Origin of the sequence: Haemophilus parainfluenzae ATCC 33392 (assembly GCF_031191205.1) — a bacterium.
Taxonomy (GTDB): Bacteria; Pseudomonadota; Gammaproteobacteria; order Enterobacterales; family Pasteurellaceae; genus Haemophilus_D; species Haemophilus_D parainfluenzae.
On record NZ_CP133470.1, the window covers coordinates 7501 to 32908 of the forward strand.

At 40.0% G+C, this 25408-nt stretch carries 22 protein-coding genes; 8 read left to right on the forward strand and 14 right to left on the reverse strand.

Going from position 1 to position 25408, the window contains the following annotated elements:
- Window positions 1-53 precede the first annotated feature (53 nt).
- The 3 genes from guaB to RDV53_RS00050 all read left to right on the forward strand — a co-directional run bounded on the left by guaB (window position 54) and on the right by RDV53_RS00050 (window position 4196).
- The gene (gene guaB, locus RDV53_RS00040; RefSeq protein WP_005696367.1) at window positions 54-1517 is read left to right on the forward strand and encodes an IMP dehydrogenase; all 1464 of its coding nucleotides are present in this window, start codon (window positions 54-56) and stop codon (window positions 1515-1517) included.
- Window positions 1518-1627: 110 nt separating this feature from the next.
- Window positions 1628-3187 (forward strand): glutamine-hydrolyzing GMP synthase, encoded by a 1560-nt coding sequence (guaA, locus tag RDV53_RS00045; protein WP_005696368.1) that lies wholly within the window; start codon window positions 1628-1630, stop codon window positions 3185-3187.
- A gap of 76 nt (window positions 3188-3263) precedes the next feature.
- Window positions 3264-4196 carry an AEC family transporter gene (locus RDV53_RS00050; RefSeq protein WP_005696369.1) on the forward strand — a complete coding sequence of 311 codons (933 nt, stop codon included), beginning with the start codon at window positions 3264-3266 and terminating at the stop codon, window positions 4194-4196.
- A 21-nt stretch (window positions 4197-4217) separates the two neighbouring features.
- Here RDV53_RS00050 and RDV53_RS00055 read toward each other — a convergent pair whose 3' ends face one another.
- The 9 genes from RDV53_RS00055 to RDV53_RS00095 all read right to left on the reverse strand — a co-directional run bounded on the left by RDV53_RS00055 (window position 4218) and on the right by RDV53_RS00095 (window position 14209).
- Window positions 4218-4463, reverse strand: coding sequence for a YgjV family protein (locus RDV53_RS00055; protein ID WP_032822802.1), 246 nt, complete (start codon window positions 4461-4463; stop codon window positions 4218-4220).
- Window positions 4464-4584: 121 nt separating this feature from the next.
- Window positions 4585-4914 carry a branched-chain amino acid transport AzlD family protein gene (locus RDV53_RS00060; protein WP_005696371.1) on the reverse strand — a complete coding sequence of 110 codons (330 nt, stop codon included), beginning with the start codon at window positions 4912-4914 and terminating at the stop codon, window positions 4585-4587.
- Window positions 4911-5636 (reverse strand): azaleucine resistance protein AzlC, encoded by a 726-nt coding sequence (azlC, locus tag RDV53_RS00065; protein WP_005696372.1) that lies wholly within the window; start codon window positions 5634-5636, stop codon window positions 4911-4913. Before azlC ends, RDV53_RS00060 begins: the two co-directional genes overlap by 4 nt.
- A 9-nt stretch (window positions 5637-5645) precedes the next feature.
- Entirely contained in the window at window positions 5646-6575 is a 930-nt protein-coding gene (locus RDV53_RS00070; RefSeq protein ID WP_005696373.1) for a LysR family transcriptional regulator, read from the reverse strand.
- A gap of 114 nt (window positions 6576-6689) precedes the next feature.
- On the reverse strand, window positions 6690-8645 hold the full coding sequence (locus RDV53_RS00075) for a site-specific recombinase (RefSeq protein ID WP_115353586.1): 1956 nt from the start codon (window positions 8643-8645) through the stop codon (window positions 6690-6692).
- A 147-nt stretch (window positions 8646-8792) separates the two neighbouring features.
- On the reverse strand, window positions 8793-9845 hold the full coding sequence (fbpC, locus tag RDV53_RS00080) for a ferric ABC transporter ATP-binding protein (RefSeq protein ID WP_005696376.1): 1053 nt from the start codon (window positions 9843-9845) through the stop codon (window positions 8793-8795).
- Between the two features lie 24 nt (window positions 9846-9869).
- Window positions 9870-11927 carry an ABC transporter permease gene (locus RDV53_RS00085; protein WP_005696378.1) on the reverse strand — a complete coding sequence of 686 codons (2058 nt, stop codon included), beginning with the start codon at window positions 11925-11927 and terminating at the stop codon, window positions 9870-9872.
- A gap of 66 nt (window positions 11928-11993) precedes the next feature.
- Complete coding sequence (locus tag RDV53_RS00090) at window positions 11994-13031, reverse strand: ABC transporter substrate-binding protein (protein ID WP_005696379.1); 1038 nt, start codon at window positions 13029-13031, stop codon at window positions 11994-11996.
- Window positions 13032-13168: 137 nt separating this feature from the next.
- Window positions 13169-14209, reverse strand: coding sequence for an ABC transporter substrate-binding protein (locus RDV53_RS00095; protein WP_005696380.1), 1041 nt, complete (start codon window positions 14207-14209; stop codon window positions 13169-13171).
- A 185-nt stretch (window positions 14210-14394) separates the two neighbouring features.
- Here RDV53_RS00095 and udk point away from each other — a divergent pair, with 185 nt between their 5' ends.
- Genes udk through RDV53_RS00115 form a run of 4 tightly spaced genes read left to right on the forward strand, consistent with a single transcriptional unit; the run spans window position 14395 to window position 17995 of the window.
- Window positions 14395-15036, forward strand: coding sequence for a uridine kinase (gene udk / locus RDV53_RS00100; RefSeq protein ID WP_005696381.1), 642 nt, complete (start codon window positions 14395-14397; stop codon window positions 15034-15036).
- Between the two features lie 8 nt (window positions 15037-15044).
- Window positions 15045-15626: a dCTP deaminase gene (gene dcd, locus RDV53_RS00105; RefSeq protein ID WP_005696382.1), complete on the forward strand. Its 582-nt coding sequence runs from the start codon at window positions 15045-15047 to the stop codon at window positions 15624-15626.
- Between the two features lie 3 nt (window positions 15627-15629).
- Window positions 15630-16817: an AsmA-like C-terminal region-containing protein gene (locus RDV53_RS00110; protein WP_005696383.1), complete on the forward strand. Its 1188-nt coding sequence runs from the start codon at window positions 15630-15632 to the stop codon at window positions 16815-16817.
- Window positions 16817-17995 (forward strand): sugar transporter, encoded by a 1179-nt coding sequence (locus RDV53_RS00115; RefSeq protein ID WP_005696384.1) that lies wholly within the window; start codon window positions 16817-16819, stop codon window positions 17993-17995. Before RDV53_RS00110 ends, RDV53_RS00115 begins: the two co-directional genes overlap by 1 nt.
- A 47-nt stretch (window positions 17996-18042) precedes the next feature.
- Here the strand turns inward: RDV53_RS00115 and RDV53_RS00120 are convergent, their stop codons facing one another.
- The 5 genes from RDV53_RS00120 to uvrD all read right to left on the reverse strand — a co-directional run bounded on the left by RDV53_RS00120 (window position 18043) and on the right by uvrD (window position 24212).
- A complete protein-coding gene (locus tag RDV53_RS00120; protein WP_005696385.1) occupies window positions 18043-19026 on the reverse strand; it encodes a peptide ABC transporter ATP-binding protein in 984 nt (327 codons plus the stop codon).
- Window positions 19019-20002: a dipeptide ABC transporter ATP-binding protein gene (dppD, locus tag RDV53_RS00125; RefSeq protein ID WP_005696387.1), complete on the reverse strand. Its 984-nt coding sequence runs from the start codon at window positions 20000-20002 to the stop codon at window positions 19019-19021. The genes RDV53_RS00120 and dppD overlap by 8 nt, the downstream gene beginning before the upstream one ends.
- 9 nt (window positions 20003-20011) lie before the next feature.
- Window positions 20012-20908, reverse strand: a complete 897-nt coding sequence (locus RDV53_RS00130) for an ABC transporter permease subunit (RefSeq protein WP_005696388.1) — start codon at window positions 20906-20908, stop codon at window positions 20012-20014.
- Window positions 20909-20920: 12 nt separating this feature from the next.
- Window positions 20921-21925: an ABC transporter permease subunit gene (locus RDV53_RS00135; RefSeq protein WP_005696389.1), complete on the reverse strand. Its 1005-nt coding sequence runs from the start codon at window positions 21923-21925 to the stop codon at window positions 20921-20923.
- 109 nt (window positions 21926-22034) lie between these two features.
- Entirely contained in the window at window positions 22035-24212 is a 2178-nt protein-coding gene (gene uvrD / locus RDV53_RS00140) for a DNA helicase II (RefSeq protein WP_005696390.1), read from the reverse strand.
- Between the two features lie 148 nt (window positions 24213-24360).
- Between uvrD and RDV53_RS00145 the strand changes: the two genes are divergently transcribed.
- Complete coding sequence (locus RDV53_RS00145; RefSeq protein ID WP_005696391.1) at window positions 24361-25407, forward strand: ABC transporter substrate-binding protein; 1047 nt, start codon at window positions 24361-24363, stop codon at window positions 25405-25407.
- The last annotated feature ends 1 nt before the right edge of the window (window position 25408 follow it).

The following is a 25408-nucleotide window of genomic DNA, read 5'->3' on the forward strand; positions in this document are numbered from 1 at the left end:
TATAATCCCGGCGCAATATTTTTTGACACAACTTTTAACAGCGAGATATTGCCATGCTTAGAATCAAACAAGAAGCTCTGACTTTTGACGACGTTCTACTTGTCCCAGCTCATTCAACTGTTCTTCCGAACACAGCTAACCTCTCAACTCAACTCACCAAAGAAATTCGCTTAAATATTCCTATGCTTTCTGCTGCGATGGATACTGTCACAGAAACCAAATTAGCGATCTCCTTAGCACAAGAAGGTGGCATCGGCTTTATTCATAAAAATATGACAATTGAACGCCAAGCTGATCGCGTTCGTAAAGTGAAAAAATTCGAAAGTGGTATTGTTTCTGAACCTGTGACTGTTTCGCCCGATTTAACCCTTGCAGCACTTGCCGAAATGGTGAAGAAAAACGGTTTCGCAGGCTACCCTGTTGTCGATGATGAAAATAACTTAATCGGTATCATCACTGGCCGCGACACGCGTTTCGTAAAAGATTTAAGTAAAACCGTTTCACAATTAATGACAAAAAAAGAAGACTTGGTCACCGTAAAAGAAGGTGCAAGTCGTGAAACGATTTTAGAATTAATGCATAAAAACCGCGTAGAGAAAGTGCTTGTTGTAGATGATGCTTTCAAATTAAAAGGCATGATCACCGTTAAAGACTTCCAAAAAGCGGAACAAAAACCAAACGCATGTAAAGATGAATTTGGTCGTTTACGTGTAGGGGCGGCTGTCGGTGCTGGTCCAGGTAACGAAGAACGTATTGATGCATTAGTGAAAGCGGGCGTAGATGTATTGTTAATCGACTCTTCTCACGGTCACTCTGAAGGTGTGTTACAACGTGTTCGTGAAACGCGTGCAAAATATCCAAACTTACCTATTGTTGCGGGTAACGTAGCAACGGCTGAAGGTGCTATCGCACTTGCAGACGCAGGCGCAAGCGCAGTGAAAGTAGGTATCGGACCAGGTTCTATTTGTACTACTCGTATCGTGACTGGTGTAGGTGTTCCACAAATCACCGCTATCGCAGATGCCGCTGCGGCATTAAAAGATCGTGGTATTCCAGTTATCGCGGACGGTGGTATCCGTTTCTCTGGTGATATTGCAAAAGCCATCGCTGCAGGCGCAAGCTGTGTAATGGTTGGCTCTATGTTCGCAGGTACTGAAGAAGCACCGGGTGAAATCGAACTTTACCAAGGTCGTGCGTTTAAATCTTACCGTGGTATGGGCTCATTAGGTGCCATGGCGAAAGGCTCATCAGACCGTTATTTCCAATCTGATAACGCAGCTGACAAACTCGTACCAGAAGGTATCGAAGGCCGTATTCCATACAAAGGCTACTTAAAAGAAATCATCCACCAACAAATGGGTGGCTTACGTTCTTGCATGGGCTTAACTGGCTGCGCAACCATCGAAGAATTACGCACGAAAGCAGAATTTGTTCGCATCAGTGGTGCAGGCATTAAAGAAAGCCATGTTCACGATGTAACGATTACTAAAGAAGCGCCAAACTATCGTATGGGGTAATCCGTAGGGTGGGCTTTAGCTCACCTTTTATTGTTTTAAAGTGCGGTTAATTTTTGTAAAGTTTTGGAGAAAATTGACCGTCTACACTACCAATAATAAGAGCATTATAAATGACAAATATCCACAACCATAAAATTCTGATCCTCGACTTCGGTTCTCAATATACCCAACTGATCGCGCGTCGTGTGCGTGAAATCGGTGTGTACTGCGAACTTTGGGCGTGGGATGTAACTGAAGAACAAATCCGTGAATTTAATCCAGACGGTATCATTCTTTCTGGAGGTCCAGAAAGTACTACTGAAGAAAATAGCCCACGTGCACCAGAATATGTATTTAACGCAGGAGTTCCGGTATTGGGTATTTGTTACGGTATGCAAACCATGGCGATGCAACTTGGCGGTCTAACCGAAACATCAGATCATCGTGAATTCGGCTATGCTTCTGTTTTAATGGATAATCCTACCGCACTTTTCGCTCATTTAAATGATGGCGACAGCAAATTAGATGTATGGATGAGCCATGGCGATAAAGTAACGCGTTTACCAGAAAACTTCCAAGTTACTGGTACTACCCCAACCTGTCCAATTGCGGCAATGTCTGACGAAAATCGTCGTTTCTACGGCGTACAATTCCACCCTGAAGTAACCCATACTAAAAAAGGTTTGGACTTGTTAATGAATTTCGTGGTAAACATTTGTGGTTGCGAAACCAAATGGACTGCAGAAAACATTATCGAAGATGCCGTTGCTCGCATTAAAGCACAAGTGGGCGATGATGAAGTTATTTTAGGCTTATCTGGTGGTGTTGACTCTTCTGTGGTTGCATTACTTTTACACCGTGCTATCGGTAAAAACTTACACTGCGTATTCGTGGATAACGGCTTGCTCCGCTTACACGAAGGCGATCAAGTAATGGAAATGTTTGGCGATAAATTCGGCTTGAACATTACCCGTGTTGATGCTGAAAGTCGTTTCTTGGGTGAACTTGCAGGCGTATCTGATCCTGAAGCAAAACGTAAAATTATCGGTAAAGTATTCGTTGATGTATTCGATGATGAATCGAAAAAACTCACTAATGTGAAATGGTTGGCACAAGGTACGATCTACCCTGATGTCATCGAATCGGCAGCAAGTAAAACCGGTAAAGCACATGTAATTAAATCACACCACAACGTAGGTGGCTTACCAGACTATATGAAACTTGGCTTAGTAGAACCATTACGTGAATTATTTAAAGACGAAGTACGTAAAATCGGTTTAGCATTAGGCTTACCGGCTGAAATGATCAACCGCCACCCATTCCCTGGTCCAGGTTTAGGCGTGCGTGTATTAGGCGAAGTGAAAAAAGAATACTGCGATTTATTACGCCGTGCGGATGCAATCTTTATCGAAGAATTACGCAATAGCGGTTGGTATGAAAAAACCAGCCAAGCATTCAGCGTATTCTTACCTGTGAAATCTGTTGGTGTGATGGGCGATGGCCGTAAATACGATTGGGTTATCTCACTACGCGCGGTAGAAACCATCGACTTTATGACCGCACATTGGGCTCACTTGCCTTATGATTTATTAGGCAAAGTATCTAATCGTATCATTAACGAAGTGAACGGCATTTCCCGCGTAGTGTATGACATCAGCGGAAAACCACCAGCAACGATAGAGTGGGAATAATATCAATCAATTTAAAGGGCAAATTATTTGCCCTTTTCTTCTTTCATAGCACTAATTTCTCTCATCAATATTCACTATGGACATCGCATTTTTACTCGGTACTAAAATTATTGAACTAACACTTATTGTGCTTATCGGCTATGGGTTGGTTAAATCAAAATTATTAAAATCTGAAGATAGCAAGCCACTTTCTATTATTGGGCTTTATGTTATCAGTCCATCAGTGATGATTGAGGCATTTCAAATTGATTACACACCTGAAATTCTACAAGGTTTGCAGCTTTCACTACTTATGGCCGTATTTCTTCAGAGTATTCTGATTATTATTGGCAGTCTGTTAAAGCGCTTATTAAACCTTGATCCTATTGAGCATGCCACTTCCATTTATTCTAATTCTGGCAACTTAATTATTCCAATTGTGATGTCGCTATTTGGTAAAGAATGGGTCATTTACGCCAGCTGTTTTATTGTGGTACAAACCTTTCTATTTTGGACGCATTGCCGCTTGATTATTGTAGGAAAAGGAAATTTATCCTTGAAGATGATTGCTAAAAACATCAATATTTGGTCAATTCTCGTCGGAGCATTTTTGTTTGCTTTTCAAATTAAGTTGCCAAATATTATTAATGGCACGCTCTCTTCGATTGGATTGTTTATTGGCCCAAATGCCATGCTTGTTGCGGGCATGTTAATTGCCGCAATTCCATTAAAGAGCATTGTTTCATCTAAGCGCATTTATTTAGTTACACTATTGCGCTTGTTGGTTATTCCGTTTGTATTGTTGGTGTTAATAAAGCTCATTGGCTTTGTACATTGGGTTGAGAAAGGTGAGATTATCGTGTTGATTAGCTTTTTAGCTACCACTAGCCCTTCAGCTTCAACAGTGACACAAATGGCGGTGATTTATAACAACAACCCACAAAAAGCCAGCGCCATTTATGGAATAACGACGCTGCTTTGTATGTTTACTATGCCTCTGGTGATTGCCTTATATCAAATATGGGGGTAAATCGTGGAAAAGTGCGGTCAATTATTTAAGCACTTTTGATGCTGGCTGCTCTTTTTTTAAACGATAAAGTTGATATAAGTTAACGAAAACTAAGAAGGCGTTTAGAAGCGCAACTGGATAAGATTTGATGATCAAACTGTAAACGACAAAAAGTACCGCTCCAATTGCATTAACAACTCTCAAGTGAACAATGGATTTGAATAAAAAAGACACGGCCACAAAGAATGTTGCCAAATAACCTAATAACTCAATGAAATTAAATTCCATAAATCTCTCCGTCAACAATGATTGAGGCGCCATCATAAAAGATTTTGGAATTGAGGAAAAGAGGCGAAATAAAGGCAACCGATTGCAATATCAAGAAATTTCTATTTCGCTCAAAATTCGCTTAGATAAAGATTTTTTGCACTAAAAACATATAAAAAATTGTGCCTGCCGAGATAGAAAGAAACATGTTCTTTTTCCAGAAATGTAACCCCACTACCAAAGCACCCGCAATGAAATCGGGTAAGCCGTGATAACCACTCAACACATCCACATTTTTATAGCAATACACGACTAACATTCCAAACATCGCGGCAGGTAGTACTTTACCTAGATAACGAACATATTCCGGAATCGGGCGATTTGCGGGAAAGATCCAGAATGGCAATAATCGAGTAAATTGCACGCACACAATACAAATCACAATGGTGATAATTTGTTCCATCAATGTCATTTTAGTGCCTCCAATTTAGATGAAAGTTTAGGACGTCGTACCGTTAATAAAATCCAAATACTAATGAGTGTTGGCACTAAAAAATGCGCTTTCCCAACAATTAATAGCGATGCAAAAGCCACACCTAAACCTAATAATGAGCTTTCATGAGACTTCTCTTTGAGCCAGTTTTCAGCAAAAATCACCAGAAAAAGTGCAGTCATACCAAACTCTACCCCTTTTAAATCAAAAGGTATAATTGAGCCAAATAGATTACCTAATCCGGCTCCTACCACCCAATAGAGATGGAGATAAAAACTGACAAAGAACATATACCAGCCTTTATCTAAATGATCGGGGATCTTCGCCATATAGTTCAGGGAAAAACTTTCATCTACTAGGGTACTAATTAAATACCAACGTTTTTTCCCGAGTTGAGCACCATATTTTTCTAACATGGAAATGCCATAAAAAATTTGGCGACCACTGACCATCAGCGTAACTAACGCAACACTTAAAGGCGAAAAAGGCATAACTAAGGCGGCGGCTGCAATAAATTCCACGGAGCCTGCATAAATGAGCGCTGCCATTGCCACAGGGAACCAAACACCGAATCCAAGTGCTTTCATATAAATGCCGTATGCTATGCCTAAAAATAAAAAGCCGGCAAGCATTGGCATGCTGTAAGGAAATGCCGCTTTTGCTGCGGCTTTGATGGGATTTTCTGTCACTACTTCTGACATATTGACCTACTACAACTCTAAAACAGACAAACCAGGTAAGGTCGAAAAACTTTGTGCTTTTACTGTTTGATGGAAATCTTCGATATAAGCTAAATTCGCATCTTCTTTGCGAATCGCTGCATAAAGGTTGCTGAACAATCCTTCTTCTGTAATTTTACGCGCCACCACATACCCTTTTTCTAAATAAGGTAATGCCGCCCAATAAGGTACGGTAGCAATGCCTCGACGGCTCGCCACTAACTGGATCAAGGCGATCGTTAGCTCTGTTGTACGACGAGGTGGATTAATACCTTTCGGTTTCAATACTTGACGATATAAATCTAACATATCATCAGGCACGGGATAGGTTACCCAAGTTTCTTCAGCGAAATCTTCCGCCTGCCAAACCTCTTTATTGGCTAATGGATGATCTTTAGAACAGATTCCCACCATTTCATAAGAAAATAACGGCTTAAATAAAACATCATCATTTTGTTCAACTTCAGACACAATCGCCCAATCTGCACGATGAGATAATAACAATCCAACCGGATCTGTGTGGAAACCAGACACAATATCCAATTCTACCAAGCTCCAATGCTGACGAAACTCATCCATCGCTGGCATTAACCAGTCGAAACAGGTATGACACTCCACCGCAATTCTTAACTGCCCTGCATCACCGTGTTTTACACGAGCAAGTTCACGTTCAGCATCAACCACTTTCGGAAGAATTTCATTGGCAAGACGAATCAAACGATCGCCAGCTGCGGTAAAACGCAACGGATTACTTTTACGCTCAAAAAGAGGTAAACCAAATTGCTCTTCCATTAACTTAATTTGGTGAGAAAGTGCCGATTGTGTTAAATAAACACGTTTTGCCGCCATTGAAACGCTGCCCGTTTCCTTCAGAGCAAGCAAGGTTCTTAGGTGACGAAGTTCAAGAAATGTAGGTTTCATTAGAATAATTCATAAAGTTATCGCATTAGATGAGCAACATGATAACGCAAATTAAATTTGTCGAAAAGAAAGTGCGGTCAAAAACGTTGATATTTTTGACCGCACTTAAGCCGATTATTTATCTAATTGAACAGGAAGAAATAAGCTCAATGGGCGTTTTTTCACAATTTGACAAACTTCATGCCAAATTGGCCACCAGCTATCAATTTCCGCATTCAAAGAACGCAATGCAACCCAAAGCGTTAATGAAAAACTGACAATTAAATTCACTAAACCAATCAATAATACAAAACCAATACATTGTAAAAGTAATGAATAGGTAAAATGTCCGCTCACGGCAATATAACCTACATTCGCAGATGAAAATGCTACATGACGAATATCTAACGGAAGATGCGTTAAGTAACCCACCACGCCCGTAATACCAAGCAGCATACCAAAGCAAAGGTTACCAATTAGCGAGCCATAATTCTCATGCATATAATTAGCAAATTTCACGCGAGTCTTCTCAGACATTAGTTTTTTCAATAACGGATGTTGGGCTAAACGCATACGCATATTCAAATAATTGCTTCGGTTATCAAAATAGCCCGAAATAATCCCTGAGCAAAATAACCATACACCTGCAATGGCTGCAAACCATAAGGTTCCCGCAAAAGGATCAATGCTATGCAACTGATACGCGATTTGATCAGCATTCATCAACGGTTCCCCTGTTTTATATTGGTAACTAAACGCAATCAATGCAGCTAAGCCCATCGCAATGAGCACATTGCCTAGCACCGCAATACTTTGAGAACGAAATACATCCACTAATAATTGGGCTAATTTCATATTGACGGTTTTACCTTGAGGCGTTTTTTCAACTGCTTCAGCAAAGCGAGCGGCTGTCATGGCTGGCTGTTTGGTTGCCACCGTGAAATGCAACATAAAGATCACCATAAAACCTAAGCCGTAATTTAAACCTTCGGCAATCCCTTTCCAGACTTTGTCATCAATGATGCTACCTAGATAGGTTTTAAATAACGCCATCAGTGCAATTAATACACCCCCCCCCGCGGCAGAATAAAACATTGCCCAATACTCTTTTTTATCTCGAGTAATGTAATGCTCACCATGATCGCCGGCATTCTGCGTAACACTACGAGCCATCAATCCTGAGCTTTGTTTCCATAGTCGCGAAATACTATGTCGTTCTGCTGCTGCACGAGCAAAACAACCGGTTAATAATAAGATTCGACGCGGTAAATAGCGATTTGAAACAAAAATCGCCATCAAGGTTTCTAACCGTTCTAAAGTCTGTGAAAGACGTTCCAATAAATACGCTGTATTTAAGGATGATCCCACTACCGCGCCACGTTTCTGTAAGCCAATAATCAATGCCTTACATTGATCAAACATTACCTGTAAATGACTATCATCAAAAACCGTTGATTGGCGACGCGCCTCTACCCAATCAACTACTTCATGGTGTAAAGCCACAAAAGGTGAATCTGCATTCAACAGAGAAGGCTCCATTCGCATCAGCTCAGGATCCATATCTTCAGCGGCAATCCAAATTGAAAGCATTTCAATGGCAAATAGCCCTTCACTTTCAATATGATTTTTTAAACGTTCGCGATCTTTTTGTTCTGTATAACGGGTTAAAACACCAAATACGCCTCGCCACGTTTTTAAGGGAACGGCATCAATCCAGCGAGCATCATTTTTATCGCTAAACAATAAATAGAAAATATCACGTAAATCATTAATATCTTTAAAAGACGGGTTAAAACGCTCATAAATACGCGTTTTCATTTCTTGCCCAAAACCGCCACGCGTAAGAATGCCACTACTAATAAACAACGGATAAAGACGTAAACCACATAACCAACCGCATAATAATTTCGAAACAGAATAGCCTAATTCTTTATCGTTCTTTAAGACAAACTTAAATAAATGCAAGGTCGGAGAAATTTTTTCTGTGGGGCTGCTACGTAATAATTGGCACAAGCCCTCTACGAGACCAAAGGCATCGTTTTCCGCCACTTTGTTACGCAAAAATTGCGGTAAGGTATCGGTTTTAATCATGAGCTTTCCCCTTTTATCGTTTTATATTCAAAAGCGAGACATTATACAGCTCTGTTAGATAAAGTAAAAATGAGCAGAAAAGTGCGGTCAATTTTGAACGGATTTTAAAAGAAAAGGCGTATGCTTCCATACGCCTTTAAATTGATATTATTTCTCTTTCTTCAGCAAGAAAATACCTTGTTCAGAGAAATTCACATAAGCTTGTTTGAGATCGGCATTAAAGTCTTCTGGTTTGGTGTTAATGAGCAATTCTTTACCAGCCCAAATTGCCACGACTTCCCAGTGGTTACCCATATAGACTGCACTCTTGATTTCACATTGTTGTGCTGCTTCGCCTTCTGCTTTTAAGTAAATTGCTTCAGGACGTACGCCCACTAAGCATTCACCATCCGGTAAATTGAATTGCGCCGCATTACTTAATGGCAATTTGTAGCCATTCACATCAATGGTGTTATTCTCCAATTTACCTTCAAAGATGCTCGATTCGCCCATGAAGTTTGCAAGGAATAAAGAATTTGGACGCAAGTAAAGCTCTTTTGCTGGCGCTTTTTGCATAATTTTACCTTTATTCATCACGATAACTTCATCAGATACCGCAAATGCTTCCGTTTGGTCATGAGTCACATAAAGTGAGGTAATACCTAAACTTTGTTGTAGTTCACGGATTTTTTCACGCATAGAACGACGTAAGTTTGCGTCCAAGTTACTTAATGGTTCATCAAAAAGTAATACTTTTGGTTTTAATACTAACGCACGAGCTAAAGCGACACGTTGTTGTTGACCACCTGAAATTTGATCCACAAAACGATCTTCAAAACCCGCTAAGTCAACCAACTCTAAGGCTTCTTTTACACGTTTAGCGCGTTCTTCTTTCCCTACGCCTTGCATACGTAAACCATAGCCTACGTTATCACCGATACTCATATGTGGGAACAATGCGTAAGACTGGAATACGATACAAATATCACGATTTTGAATGGATGATTTGGTTACATCTTCACCATCAATAAAAATTTGACCTGAAGTTGGGTTTTCTAAGCCTGCCACTAAACGTAACACAGTGGTTTTACCACAACCAGATGGCCCTAATAATGTCACCATAGTGCCACGTTTAATGGTTAAATCTAAATTATCAATGACTGTGGATTTACCAAAAGATTTAGTGATATTTTTTAATACTAAGAAATCATTATTACTCATAATATTTACCTACAACTTAACGAGTTAATTCATTTTTTTCGCTTTAGAACGGGAAATTCGGGTATCACCCACAATCCAGTCAAAGAATAAAATAATAGCCATCATTACAATAATTAAAATCGAACCGTATGCGATAGCAACACCATATTCACCATCTTCTACACGGTTTAAAATATAGGCTGTTGCCACACGTGTATCAGCGGTGACTAAGAAGATAATCGCACTTACGGTGGTCATTGCACGAACAAAGCTTGTAACCAATGCAGAAAGTAACGCTGGTTTTAACAATGGTAAAACGATAAACCATAATGTTTTCCATGAGCTACCTTTTAAAGAAAGAGACGCTTCATCAAGTGATTTATCTAATTGTCCAAGACCTGCAATCGCTGCACGCATACCGATTGGTAAATCACGCATTACCATTGAAATGATCACGATAATGCTGGTGCCTGTAATGTAAAGTGGCGCATTGTTAAAGGCTAAAATATAAGATACCCCTGCAACAGTTCCTGGTACGGCGAAGCAAAGCATGGTTAAGAACTCAAGAGATTTTTTACCTTGGAAATCTTTACGCACCACAATATACGCAATTAATAAACCGAAAAGTGCGGTCAATGGTGCGGCAATTCCTGCGTAGATTAAAGTATTAATCAATGATGGCCATGCCCCATCGCTTAAGCCTTGTCCGAATAACATCGCATAGTTTTTCAAGGTTAAGGTGTAATCTACGCCCCAGTTCACCGTGAAACTACCGTAGAAAATACTGCCGTATAACGCTAAGTTAAAGAGTACCCAGAAACCAAGCATTCCGATGATGGTATATTTCAAGCCGGTTGGTAAATCTTGCACGTCACCACGATAGGATTTGCCTGAAACGGTCACATAAGAGCGATTACCAATCCAAATATATTGGATGATAAATACGGCTAATGAGAAGATTAAAAGCATCGAACCTAAAGTACTTGCTGAAGCATAATCTAATTGTGAGCCGGCAATATAGAAGTAGATTTGTGTCGCGATTACGTCAAAGCTACCACCCAATACTAACGGGTTACTAAAGTCCGCTAAGGATTGGATAAACACGATTAAGAATGAGTTTGCCAATGCTGGACGTAGTAATGGGAAAATGATATTGAAGAACGTTTGGTAACGATTTGCACGTAAGGTGTAAGACGCTTCTTCAATTGATGGATGAACAGATTTTAATGCACCATCTAAAATCATGAATGAAATCGGCGCAAAAGCAAGAATCTGTGCAATGGCAATCCCGTTGAAACCGTATAACCAGTTATGGTTCTCAAATCCAAATGTTGTGGATAAGAACTCTGTCACATAACCAGAACGGCCAAGCATTAATGTTACCCCTAAGCCTACAACGAATGGCGGTGTGACGATTGGTAAAATGGAGAAAATTTTACCAATGAATGCCGTTCTACGTGCAATACGGGTGGTATAAAGCGCAAATGCCAAACCGAAAATTGTTGATACAATGCCTACAAAACCTGATAAGAATAGCGAGTTACTAATAACACGTACAATATAGCTTTGAGTCAAAATTCGCATCACTTGTTGTGGTGCAAAGGTATCACCGTCATAGAACATTGAAACAAAGATGGCCAATGTCGGGTAAACGATGAAGAAGAAAATTAATAAGATAATGCAAAGTAAAGAGGCGATAATAAATTTATCCCCTTGCATCACTTTTAATTTTGCGAAAGAAAACGTCGCCAATGCGGTTAAACTCGCGATTAATACAATCACTGAATAACCCATGCTGACTTTACAAATTGTTGCACTGACAAAGATAAATAATGTCGCTGCTGCAATAAGATACAGCTCTGCTTTCGCTTGTGTATCCTTCGGTAATTTAAGAAGTGGCATCAAACCGTATAAAATAACCGATAAAAACCATAATGCCGTAATATTTAACGAAGACCAACCCATTGCACCTAGGTATTCATCGCTTGTGCTTTCAAACAAGCCATAATCTAAAGCGTGGGAAGGCAGAAGAAGAAATGCAATCACTGCAAGAATTATCCAAAAGTTAGCAGATTGGATAATAGGAAGTTTATTTGCGTTCATACAACCTCGCATAAAAGAAAAAAAGCGAAATAATATAATAGCTATTATTTCGCTATGTATACATCATTATTTTGCTAATTTAACATCATCAACCCATTTTGTGATCAAACGTTTACGTAAATCACTTGAGCCGTATTTGTCAAAATCATAATTAATTAAATTGATAGATTTAAAATCGAGCGCATAAGGTGATTGTTCTGCGGTACTATTGGTTAAAATAGAATACGCTTCCCCTTTTTTCCAGGTTAACTCTTGCGCTTCTTTTGATAACGCCCAATCCACAAATAATTTCGCATTTTCAAGGTTTCTTGCACCTTTAATAATGCTCACGCCACCAATTTCATAGCCTGTACCTTCACAAGGAACAACTAATTCTACTGGTGCGCCTTTGGCTTTCTCTAAAGAATATTCATGTAAAAAACCAATTCCGATTGCGGTTTCACCACGTGCCGTATTACGGGTCGCTGTATTACCTGATTTGGTATATTGGGAAACATTTTTATTGAGTTCTTTGAGATATTTGAACGCTTCATCCTCACCCCAAAGTTGGATATAGGTGGCTAATTGTGTATAACCCGTACCTGAACTTTGAGGATCTGCTGCTTGGATCTCATTACGATACGCAGGATCAGCTAGATCTTTCCAACATTTTGGTGTCGGCAAATTGAGTTTTTTCAAACGTTCTGGGTTAATCCCGAAGCCTAATACACCGAGATAAATCGCGGAGGAATAGTTGCCTTTAATTTTAGCGGGATCTCTAAACTGTTCAGGAATTTGTGCGAGATTTGGTGACTTATACGCTTCAAGTAAGCCCATTTCACCCGCTTGAGAATGAGGATCAAGCGTACCGCCATACCACACATCCCCTTGAGGGTTGTCTTTCTCAGCATCAATTTTGGCTAAAATTGTGCCTGTACCACCACGGATAAAACTGGTTTTGATACCATATTTTTTCTCAAAAGCCATGGTTTCTTGCTCGCACATCGTATTTTGTGCACTACAATAAACCACTAAACGACCTTCTGCAGCAGATGCGTGAGAGCTTAACAACACGCCACCAAATACAACACCAGAAAGTGCTAAAGCAACGTTAGACATTTTCATTGGTCCACTCCTGTGTTTATAAAATAAGATGAGCTAATACGCTCATCGTAGAAACCCACGTAAAAACCTAGCTAGTGGGGCTAAAATGGTAAAAGTGCGGTCAAAAAATCTCATGTTTTTCAACCGCACTTTAAACACTATTTCGCTAATTTAACGTCTTGAACCCATTTTTCAATTAAGGCTTTGCGTTGTTCGGTTGCACCGTATTTTTCAAAGTCATAATTGATCAGGTTAAGTTTGTTTGGATCAAACGCTGTTGGCGATTGTTCCGCGGTGGTGTTGGTTAAGATTTGTAAAGAGTCACCTTGTTTCCACGCTAACTCTTGACCTTCTTTAGATAATGCCCAATCCACGAATAATTTTGCGTTATCGATGTTACGCGCACCTTTTAAGATACTTACGCCACCTAACTCATAGCCGGTACCTTCACAAGGCACGACTAATTCCAATGGTGCGCCTTGACGTTTTTCAAGTGCATAATCATGTAAGAAGCCGATACCTACTGCTGTTTCACCTCGTGCTGCATTACGAGATGGGGTAACACCTGATTTGGTGTATTGAGATACGTTTGGATGTAATGCTTTTAAGAAATCAAAGGCTTTTTCTTCGCCCCAAAGTTGAACGAAAGTAGCCAATGCAGTGTATGCTGTACCAGCGCTTTGTGGGTCAGCAATTTGCACTTCACCTTTTAAGCGAGGATCAGTTAAATCTTTCCAGCATTTTGGTACTTCTTTAATACCTAATTTTGCTAAACGCTCGGTATTCACACCAAAACCTAAGATACCCATGTAAATCGCAGAAACATAATGTCCTTTGGTTTTTGCTGGATCACGGAAACGTTCAACAATTTCATCAATGTGTTTAGATTTATAAGGTTCGATTAAGCCCAATTCAGCTGCTTGTGCTTGAGGGTCGAATGTACCACCAAACCAAACGTCTGCTTGTGGGTTATTTTTTTCCGCTTCAACTTTTGCAAAAGTACTGCCTGAACCGTTGCGAATAAATGAGGTTTTCACGTCATATTTTTCGCCAAACGCTTTTGTTGTCGTTTCACAAAGAATGTTAGTTGCACTACAATACACCACTAAACGCCCTTGAGCAATAACAGCCGATGATGTCATGAAGCCTGCAGCTAAAAGTGCGGTTGAAATGGAGAGAGAAATTTTATTCATTTTCATCGTACACTCCTCATAAATAACACTGATGAAATAATAAAAACGAGCACATCGTAAGCGAAAGCGAAAAAAAATTCCGTGAAGTACTTCACAAATTTAAAAAATTTAAATAAAAAAGAAAGGTGAATTTAAACTGATTTTTCTTTATAATCCCATTAATTTTTACCTTCCGTTTTTGAGGACGTTCTATGTCAGACTCATCTTGTATTATCATCGCCATCACAGGGGCATCCGCGTCAGGCAAAAGCTCCATTGCTTCTACCGTTCATAAAGAACTTTGCAACGACTTAGGTTGTGAAGAAATCGGCATTATTGCTGAAGACAGCTACTATAAAGATCAAAGCCATTTAGAGATGAGTGAGCGAGTAAAAACCAACTATGACCACCCGAGTTCAATGGACAGAGATTTACTCATTCAGCACTTAAAAGACTTAAAAAACGGAACCGCCGTAGATATTCCAGTCTATAGTTATGTTGATCACACCCGAACAGGCGAAACCAAGCACTTCACGCCGAAAAAAATTGTGATTTTAGAAGGGATATTATTGCTTACTGATGAGAGAGTTCGCCAATTAGCCGATATTTCTGTCTTCGTGGATACGCCATCAGACATTTGTTTTATCCGCCGTTTACAACGTGATATGGAAGAACGTGGTCGTTCATTACAATCTGTCATTGACCAATATCGTGCAACTGTTCGTCCAATGTTCTTGCAATTTATTGAGCCATCAAAACAATATGCGGATATCGTGATTCCGCGCGGTGGTAAAAACCGTATTGCAATTAATATGTTAAAAGCTCAAATTCTTCATTTATTAAACCAAAAATAGGAAAAATCATGCGTCTTTGCGATACCGATATCGAACGCTATCTAGATGATGGCATTATTTCTTTAACGCCTCGTCCTGAAAATGACAAAATCAACGGTGCAACCATTGATGTGCGTTTAGGCAATTCATTTCGCGTATTTCGTGAACATTCCGCACCTTATATTGATTTAAGTGGTCCGAAAGAAGAAGTCTCTGCTCAACTTGAATCAGTGATGAGTGACGAAATTATTATCGGTGATGATGAAGCCTTCTTCTTACATCCAGGTATGTTGGCATTAGCAACCACATTAGAGTCTGTGAAACTCCCTGCCAATATTATCGGTTGGCTAGATGGTCGTTCTTCACTTGCTCGTTTAGGTTTAATGGTACATGTAACCGCACATCGTATCGATCCAGGTTGGGAAGGCAAAATTGTGTTGGAATTCTACAACTCTGGCAAATTACCTTTAGCATTACGTCCAAATATGGTGATTGGTGCTTTAAGTTTTGAAGTGTTAAGTGGTCCAGCTGCTCGCCCGTATACCAGTCGTAAAGATGCCAAATATAAACATCAGCAGAATGCGGTGGCAAGCCGAATTAATGAGGATTAATCCATGAAAAAGATCGCAATTAGCCTGTTGATCGTGCTGTTTGCGATCTTTGCTTTTTTCTATATTCAACTCAATCAACTGAAAAACAGCATTGCCGATCATTTAGCGCAATACGATATTCAAGTACATGATTTTTCACTAAGCCTTCTACCTCAACCAACAGTAAATTTATCGGGTTTGACATACCATCAACTTTCAGCTGAAAACATTGAAGCTAAATTTGCGCTCTTCCCGCTTTTTTCAGGTAACCCGATTTTAGAAGAAGTACAAATCACTCATTTTAAACTCAGTGAACAAGCCTTAAACCATACCAATATTCATGGCCGTTTCAGTGATTTCTCACTTAAAAATATTTTTAACCAAAACATTGCGTTTAAAGGTGAAAGTGCGGTTACTCTTTCTCTTGATAAACCACTTTATGGCACAAACACGCAATATCAATTTGCATTCAGCAAGGGAAATATTAACCTAAACCATCAAGGCAAGAATTTGATTCAATTTGTTAATGCCCGTTTAAATCAACAGCCACTCGGTTATATCGAAACGTATATTGATTTTTCAAAACCAGTTAAAACCGTCAATGCCTATTTACAACCCGATTGCCAGAATTGTTTAGCGACCTTTAAATTTAGTCATAAAGAGCTGCAAAGTGCGGTCAATTTTTCCGGTAAAAATTTCCCAATGGCGCAACTTATCGCCTTGCTAAATTTCCCGAATACATTAACAGGCAATACTGATTTTAATATTCAGCTAGCCCTAACCAATTCAGAACTCACCAAAGGGGAATTCTATTTCGATGCTAAAAATGGTGAAATTTTAGGATTGAACTTATTGGATATGGCGGCGCAGTATTTACCAATTAATTACAACAGCGATTTAACCTCAAGCAGAAATATGAATACGTCTTATGAGCGTTTAGAATCACGTCTTTCATTCGAAAATCACTTGCTTAAAGTAGATAAAATGAACTTAAAAACAACCGCACTTTTAGCTGATGGTTCTGGAGCCATTGATTTAGATAATGTACAATGTGATGTCAATTTAACCTTAAGATCCACTAACGAAAAATACAAAAAATTGGCATTGCCAATTCGCTTTTTCGATAGTTGCTACTCTCCACAATATAAGGTCAATATTGACCAAAACTTTCGTCATCAATTGAAAGAATTAATTAAAGAGAAATTAAAATAATGTCCTTTTATCAGAAAGCAGAAAGAACCCAATATTGGCGCGTAGTCATCATGGCTTGCGCCGCTTTTATTTTTAATACCACGGAATTTGTGCCAGTTGCATTACTCACCGATATCGGACAAAGTTTTGATATGCAAAGCTCCGATGTGGGTTTAATGATGACCGTTTATGCTTGGACGGTTATGATTATGTCTTTACCCGCCATGCTCGCGACAGGCGATATGGAACGTAAGGGCTTATTGCTGAAACTTTTTGTGATTTTTATCATCGGCCATATTATCTCGGTCATTGCGTGGAATTATTGGATTCTTCTCATTGCTCGGATGTGTATTGCGGTAGCGCATTCACTCTTCTGGGCAATTACCGCATCATTAGTGATGCGAGTGGCACCGAAGAATAAGAAAACACAAGCAATTGGTATGCTCGCTATCGGTACATCCCTTGCGACTATTTTGGGCTTACCATTAGGCCGTGTAGTTGGTCAATTAGTTGGCTGGCGTATTACTTTTGCAATCATTGCTGCATTAGCTGTAGTGGTGATGATATTGATTATGCGTTTATTACCAAATCTACCAAGTAAAAATGCCGGCTCACTTTCTAGTCTACCGATTTTGGCAAAACGTCCATTACTCACTGGACTTTATGCCACAACGGTACTTATTGTTTCAGCACACTTTACCGCTTATACCTACATTGAGCCATTTATGGTTCAAATCGGGCAAATGGATCCTAATCTTACCACGATGATTCTTTTAGTTTTTGGTATTTCAGGTGTGACAGCGAGTGTGATTTTTAACCGATTATACCGTTTTGGTGCCACACAATTTATTATCCATGCAATTCTGTTATTAGCTATTTCCTTAGGCTTTATGCTTACTTCGGCTGGCTATACCGCAACAATGTTTGCCTTAGCCTTTATTTGGGGGATAGGAATCTCTTGTATCGGACTCGCATTGCAAATGCGCGTGTTGCAACTTGCTCCCGATGCAACAGACGTAGCGAGCGCCATTTATTCAGGTATTTTTAATGCGGGTATTGGTGCAGGCGCACTATTTGGTAACCAAATAACACGTCACATTGGTCTTGAATATATAGGCTTTAGTGGCGCAGCATTAGCGATGATTGCACTCGGCATCTTTGTCTTCTTTAATTTCCGCTATCGCACTCAAAATGCCTAAAAAAATGACCGCACTTACTCAAGTGCGGTCATTTTCTTTTCTCTTTTTTAATCAAGATGGAAGCAAGCAATGAGCTTACCATCAGGATATTTTTCCAATTTAGGCTGTTCATTTCGACATTTATCGGTCGCTTTCCAACAACGTGGATTAAATGCACAACCTTTTGGTGGATTAATCGGGCTTGGTAATTCTCCCTTTAATTTAATCCGCTGACGACGTAATTCAGGCGATAATCTTGGCGTAGCCGAAAGTAACGCTTGTGTATAAGGGTGCTGAGGATTATTAAAGATCTGTGCTTTTGTGCCCATTTCAACACAGCGACCTAAATACATCACCATCACCTCATCAGCAATATGCTCAACCACCGAAAGATCATGGGAAATAAATACGTAAGATAAACCAAGCTCAGCTTGCAAATCCATCATCAAATTCAGCACTTGCGCACGAACGGATACGTCTAACGCAGAAACGGGTTCATCCGCCACAACCACATCAGGATTAAGCATTAAACCACGAGCAATCGCGATACGCTGACGTTGCCCACCTGAAAACATATGTGGATAGCGATTATAAAACTCTGCACGCAACCCCACTTTTGCCATCATGGACAATACTTTTTCTTTACGCTCTTTTGCCGATAGATTGGTATTAATGACTAAGGGCTCTTCCAAAATCGTGCCGATTTTCTTACGCGGATTCAGTGAGGCATAAGGATTTTGAAACACGATTTGGATTTTCTGACGGCGCAATCCTTTCGTTTCATGATCATTGACTAAGAAATTTTGCCCGTTGTAATACAATTCACCTTCAGTCGGTTCTTCTATCATGGTTAAAAGACGACCAAGTGTGGATTTACCACAACCAGATTCCCCCACTACGGCAAGGGTTTTACCACGTTCTAAAGAAAAAGACACCCCATCTAACGCTTTCACTTGCTGTGTTTTTGCAAACATCCCTTTTTTCACAGGATAATATTTTTTCAGCCCGATAGCATTGAGCAATGGAGCATTCTCTTGTGCGACATTAGACATTGCTTGGTTCTCCTTGGGTATTTAATGGGGTATGACATTTAACTTGTCGATTTCCTACTTGGCGTAATTCAGGTTCAACACTTCGACAAAGATCAGTCGCATACGGACAGCGTGGATTTAACAAACAACCTTGTGAGCGATCGTATTTACCTGGTACTACACCGGGCAACGATTGCAAACGAGATTTACCTTCTGCAAATTCCGGTAAAGAACGCAATAATGCTTGAGTATAGGGATGTTTGGGTTCACGGAAAATATCTTCTGCTCGTCCTTCTTCTACTACTTGTCCTGCATACATCACAATAATACGATGCGCGGCTTCTGCGACTAACGCAAGATCGTGCGTGATCAGAATTAACGACATGCACTCTTTTTGCTGTAACTCAAGCAACAAATCTACAATTTGTGCTTGAATAGTCACATCCAGTGCTGTAGTTGGTTCATCTGCAATGAGCAATCTCGGTTTACAAGCTATCGCCATAGCAATCATAACGCGTTGGCTCATCCCGCCAGAAAGCTGATGTGGATAGACATCAATACGCGATTCAGGATCAGGAATACCGACTAAGCGTAAAAGCTCTAAAGTGCGTTCACGGCGTTCTTTTTTGCTCCCACCTTGATGCGCTTTAATGGCTTCCATAATTTGGAAACCCACCGTATAAGCGGGATTTAAGCTTGTCATTGGATCTTGGAAGATCATGGCGATATCTGCGCCAATCAATTCTTGTTTTTCTTTTGGTGCTAAACTTAAAAGATCTTTTCCTTCAAACGATAAGCCTTTCGCTGAAACACGACCAGGAAAATCAATTAAGCCCATTACCGCAAGGGAACTTACTGATTTCCCTGAGCCCGACTCGCCAACAATACCTAATACTTCACCTTGATTAACTTGATAGCTAATGCGATCCACTGCTTTAAAAGGTGCTTTTTCATCACCAAAGTGAACAGAAAGTTCTTTTACATCTAATAATGCCATTCTGCCCCCCTATTGTTTTAATTTTGGATCGAGCGCATCACGCAACCCGTCGCCCATTAAGTTGAATGCTAAAACAAGCGATAAAATCACTAAACCTGGAATCGTAACCAACCAGTTGGCCGCCTGCATAAAACTACGCGATTCAGATAACATAGTCCCCAATTCCGGTGTTGGTGGTTTTGCACCAATACCTAAGAAACCTAAGGTTGCTAATTCTAAAATGGCATTAGATATCCCCATTGTCATTTGCACAATGAGAGGCGCAAGGCAATTCGGTAAAATGACAATAAACATCAAGCGTAATACGCTTGCTCCCGCTACACGCGAAGAGGTGACATAATCTCTGTTTTTCTCATTTAATACCGCTGCACGTGTTAAGCGCACATAACTTGGAATCGAAACCACGGCAATCGCTAACGTCGCATTGGTTAAAGAAGGCTCTAAAATTGATACCACCACAATGGTTAAAAGCAAGTTTGGGATAGCCAACATAATGTCAATAAAACGAACAATTAATGTATCCAATGCGCCACCATAATAACCGGCAAGCAAACCTAGGCTCGTTCCTAAAATGCAAGATAGTATGACAATAATGAAACCTGCAAAAACAGAAATGCGCGTACCATAAATAATGCGAGAAAGAATATCTCGACCAATGTCATCTGTACCCAGTAAATAAGCTGAATTGCCGCCTTCATACCAAGCTGGTGGTAACAATAAGGCTGAACGATTTTGTTCGATAGGATCAAAAGGTGCAATCCAAGGGGCAAAAATACTGATTAATGCTACAGCAAGAATAAAAGTGAGCCCAATCACTGCCCCTTTATTTTGTTTGAAATAAAACCAAAACTCCTGCAACGGTGTGCGAGGCGTAATCGTTTCAATAGATAAAGTTTGTTCCGTCATTAATAAGGCTCCTTATTGATGGCGAATACGTGGGTTTACCACGCCATAAAGTAAATCGATCGTCAAATTCACTACAATAATAATTGTAGCAATAATCAACACGGCGCCTTGTAAGACAGGATAATCACGATTGGAAATCGCATCAATAATCCATTTACCAATACCCGGCCATGAGAAAATCGTCTCAGTTAAAACTGCACCAGATAATAGCTGTCCTACAATCAAGCCCACCACTGTCACAACAGGGATAAGCGCATTACGTAGCGCATGGACAATCACAATTCGGGTATAACTTAAGCCTTTCGCTTTTGCGGTACGAATATAATCTTCACCTAACACTTCCAACATCGAAGAACGTGTCATTCTGGTAATCACCGCAAGTGGAATGGTGCCTAACACAATAGACGGGAGAATCAATGACTTAATGGCATTCCAGAAAGCACCCGGTACGCCTGAAAGCCAAGTATCGATTAACATAAAACCCGTTGGTGTATCGATCCAGAAGCTATCTTCTAAACGTCCCCCTTGTGGTAAGTCTAACCAAGGTGAAACATATAAGATCAAAATTAATCCCCACCAGAAAATTGGCATGGAATAACCCGTTAATGACATAGCTGTCACGGTATGAGAAATCCAACTATCTTTCTTGACGGCCGCAATCGTTCCTAGCGTAATACCGGCAATTAACGACCAAAATAGTGCAAAGAAAGCCAATTCAAAGGTAGCAGGAAAAAGTGTGAAAAACTCTCTCAGGACAGGTTGTTGGGTGCGGAATGATTCACCAAAATCGCCTTGTATTACATTGCCAATATAATTGAAATATTGCTGATACAACGGTAAATCGAGACCAAGTTGCTTCATCATTTGTTGATGAACTTCTGGCGTTAAACCTCGCTCTCCCATCATAATTTCCACAGGATCGCCTGGAATAAAATGAATGAGCGCAAAAGTCACAAAAGTAATGGCGATAAAGGTAGGAATCACCATTAAAATACGTTTTAAAATAAATTTAAACATCTACTTCCCACATGATAAAAGTGCGGTCATTTCTTCGAATGCTTTCGCACTTGGCATCTTGAGCACAAACATCAATATTCATGCCCGCTGCAATAAAATCCTCCCGATTCTACCGCACTTTTTCTAATTTTGCCAAATGCGCAATCAACCACTTAATACCTTGAGCTTGGAAAGCGATTTGTAAACGGGTGTTATTATCTGAGCCTTCAACGTTTATCACTGTGCCGAAACCAAATTTTTCATGTTTCACTTTTTGCCCCATTTTCCATTCGTTCTCAGGCAAACTCGCGCTTAAACTTCCCACTTTCGCTTGGTTTAATGCTCGAGTCACCGTTCCACGCAAGCGGATTTCTTGAATGCATTCTGATGGCAATTCTGTAATAAAACGTGAAGGCAAATGACGTTCTTCTTTTGTATAAACACGACGACTTTCTGCATAACAAATGGTCAGTTTTTGCTTAGCACGTGTAATGCCCACATAAGCAAGACGGCGTTCTTCTTCTAAACGACCGGGTTCTTCAAATGAACGGAAACTTGGGAATACGCCCTCTTCTACCCCCACCATAAACACGCGTGGGAATTCCAAACCTTTTGCTGAGTGTAAGGTCATCATTTCTACACAAGATTGATGCGGTGAAGCCTGCTCTTCTCCCGCTTCTAAAGAGGCATGAGTTAAAAAGGCGGTAAGATCGGTCATATCCTCTGCTTCATCAGGCTTGATAAATTCTCGGGTTGCCGTCACCAATTCCTCTAAGTTTTCAATACGGACTTCACCTTTTTCGCCTTTTTCCTGTTTATACATGTCGTATAAGCCAGAATGTTTAATCACAAAATCAGTTTGTGCAAAAAGTGGCATTTCGGCTGTATCCACCTGTAAAGAATTAATCAACTCTTGGAAACGCAATAATGCGGTTGAAGCACGTCCCGTTAGCATATTTTCTTGTGTGGCTACTTGAACAGCTTGCCATAACGTAATTTGACGTTCACGAGTTAAATTTCGTAACACATCTAAAGTACGATCACCAATGCCACGTGTAGGCGTATTAATTACACGTTCAAATGCCGCATCATCTTGACGATTATTAATCAAACGCAAATAGGCCAACGCATCTTTAATTTCTTGGCGTTCGAAGAATCGCATCCCGCCGTAAATACGATAAGGAATTTGGCAACGAATCAAGGCTTCTTCAATGACACGAGATTGGCTATTACTACGATATAAAACGGCGCAATCATCTAATTTTCCGCCATCATCTACCCAGTTTTGAATCTGAGAAGCCACAAATTTTGCCTCATCTAATTCATTAAATGCTGCATAAATACCTACTGGTTCACCCATTTCACCGTCGGTCCATAAATTCTTACCGAGGCGATCACTATTATTCGAAATAAGTTGGTTGGCACTTTTCAGAATATTGCCGGTAGAACGATAATTTTGTTCCAAACGGATAGTTTCAGCGTTGAAATCTTTTAAGAATTTTTGAATATTTTCGACTTGTGCACCACGCCATCCATAAATGGATTGGTCATCATCGCCCACAATCATTACTTTGCCCGTATTTCCGGCAAGAATTTTGATCCAGGCATATTGAATTTTATTGGTATCTTGAAACTCATCTACCAAAATATGCTGAAAACGTTGTTGATAGCGCTGCAAAATCACCGGCTTTTTAGCAAATAATTCATACGCACGAATTAATAATTCAGCAAAATCCACCAAGCCCGCACGATCACAAGTATCTTGATAAATTTGGTAGATCTTAATCCACTCTTTTTCCTGACGATCGCCAAAATCATCAATATCTTGCGGTCTTAAACCTTCATCTTTTTTATTATTGATATACCAGCACGCTTGCTTTGGAGGGAATGCTTTATCATCATAATTGTGCAATTTCATCAGGCGTTTCACTAAACGAAGTTGATCTTCAGAATCTAAAATTTGGAAATCTTGTGGCAAGTTCACATCAAAATGGTGAGCGCGTAATAATCGATGAGCAATGCTATGGAATGTCCCAATCCACATGCCAAATAAATTTGGTTGAGCATGTTTGGATAAGGTATCTTGAATACGATGGCGCATTTCAGCAGCGGCTTTATTGGTAAAGGTCACCGCCATGATGCTGCCTTCAGAAATATTTTCTACGGCAATCAGCCACGCAATACGATGAGTCAAGACGCGAGTTTTACCACTTCCTGCCCCTGCAAGTACCAGGTAATTGCCAAGCGGCGCTGCCACTGCTTCACGTTGTTTATCATTCAAGCCATCAAGTAATTCTGAAATATCCATTGCTCTTATTTTAATCTGGTTAAATTTACAGGGGATTATAGTGGGAATTATGCGTTTAAACAATCCCAATATTTACAAATTTCCTCCGCTCGCTTATATTAGCAATATCAAATAATTACTAAATATTGACGAAGAAAAAGGAGACATAATGTCAATAAAAACCACGTTAAAATTAACCGCACTTTCAGCCCTAACCGCCCTCGCGTACACTTCTCAAGCACAGGCTGAAGGCAAACTCACCGTGTATTGCAGTGTACAAAACGTAGTATGCGAAAAAGTCACGCAAGCCTTTAGTAAAAAATACAATATAGATGCACAATTTGTACGTAATAGTACAGGCGTTGTATTAGGCAAAATTAAAGCTGAAAAAGAAAACCCACAAGCTGATTTCTGGTTTGGCGGCACTATTGAACCTCATCTTCAAGCTGCAGAATTAGGCTTACTTGAATCCTATCGTTCCCCATTACAAAAAGACATTATGCCGCAGTTTAAATCTTTAATGGAGCAACGCGGTAATTTCACCTCTGTAATTTACTTAATGGAACTTGGCATTGGGGTAAATACTAAAAAATTAAAAGAACTAAATATTCCTGCACCAAAATGTTATGCGGATCTGATAAAACCCGAATATCAAGGGCAAATTCAATATCCGGATCCACGCGTTTCAGGTACGGGGTATTCACTTATCAGTACTTTTTCTACATTATGGGGAGAAGAAAAAGCTTTCAATTATTTGAAAAAATTAGAACCTAATCTCATGCAACATACCAAAACTGGTCTTGCGAGCAACTATTTAGCAAATGGTACCGTAGCAATTGATTTAGGTTTTATGTTGGTTTATCCGCGTGAGAAGAAAAACGGTGCACCCGTTGAAGGGATTCTACCATGCGAAGGCGTAGGCTATTCTTTAGGCGGAGCTAGTATTATTAAAGGAGCAAGAAACCTCGATAATGCTAAGCTGTTTATGGATTTTGTGCTAAGCAAAGAAGCGCAAGAAATTCCGTGGCGAGAATCTGACTCTTATCAACTTCCAACCAATATCCATGCTGAACCTGCACCAGGTTTCCTGCCGGCTAGCAAATTAAAACTCGTGGATATTGATTTTATGAAATTTGGTACAGATCAAGAAGGTAAACGTCTCACCCAACGTTGGGTTTCTGAAGTACTCTTAGAGAGTAAATCGCCAAAAGAATAAA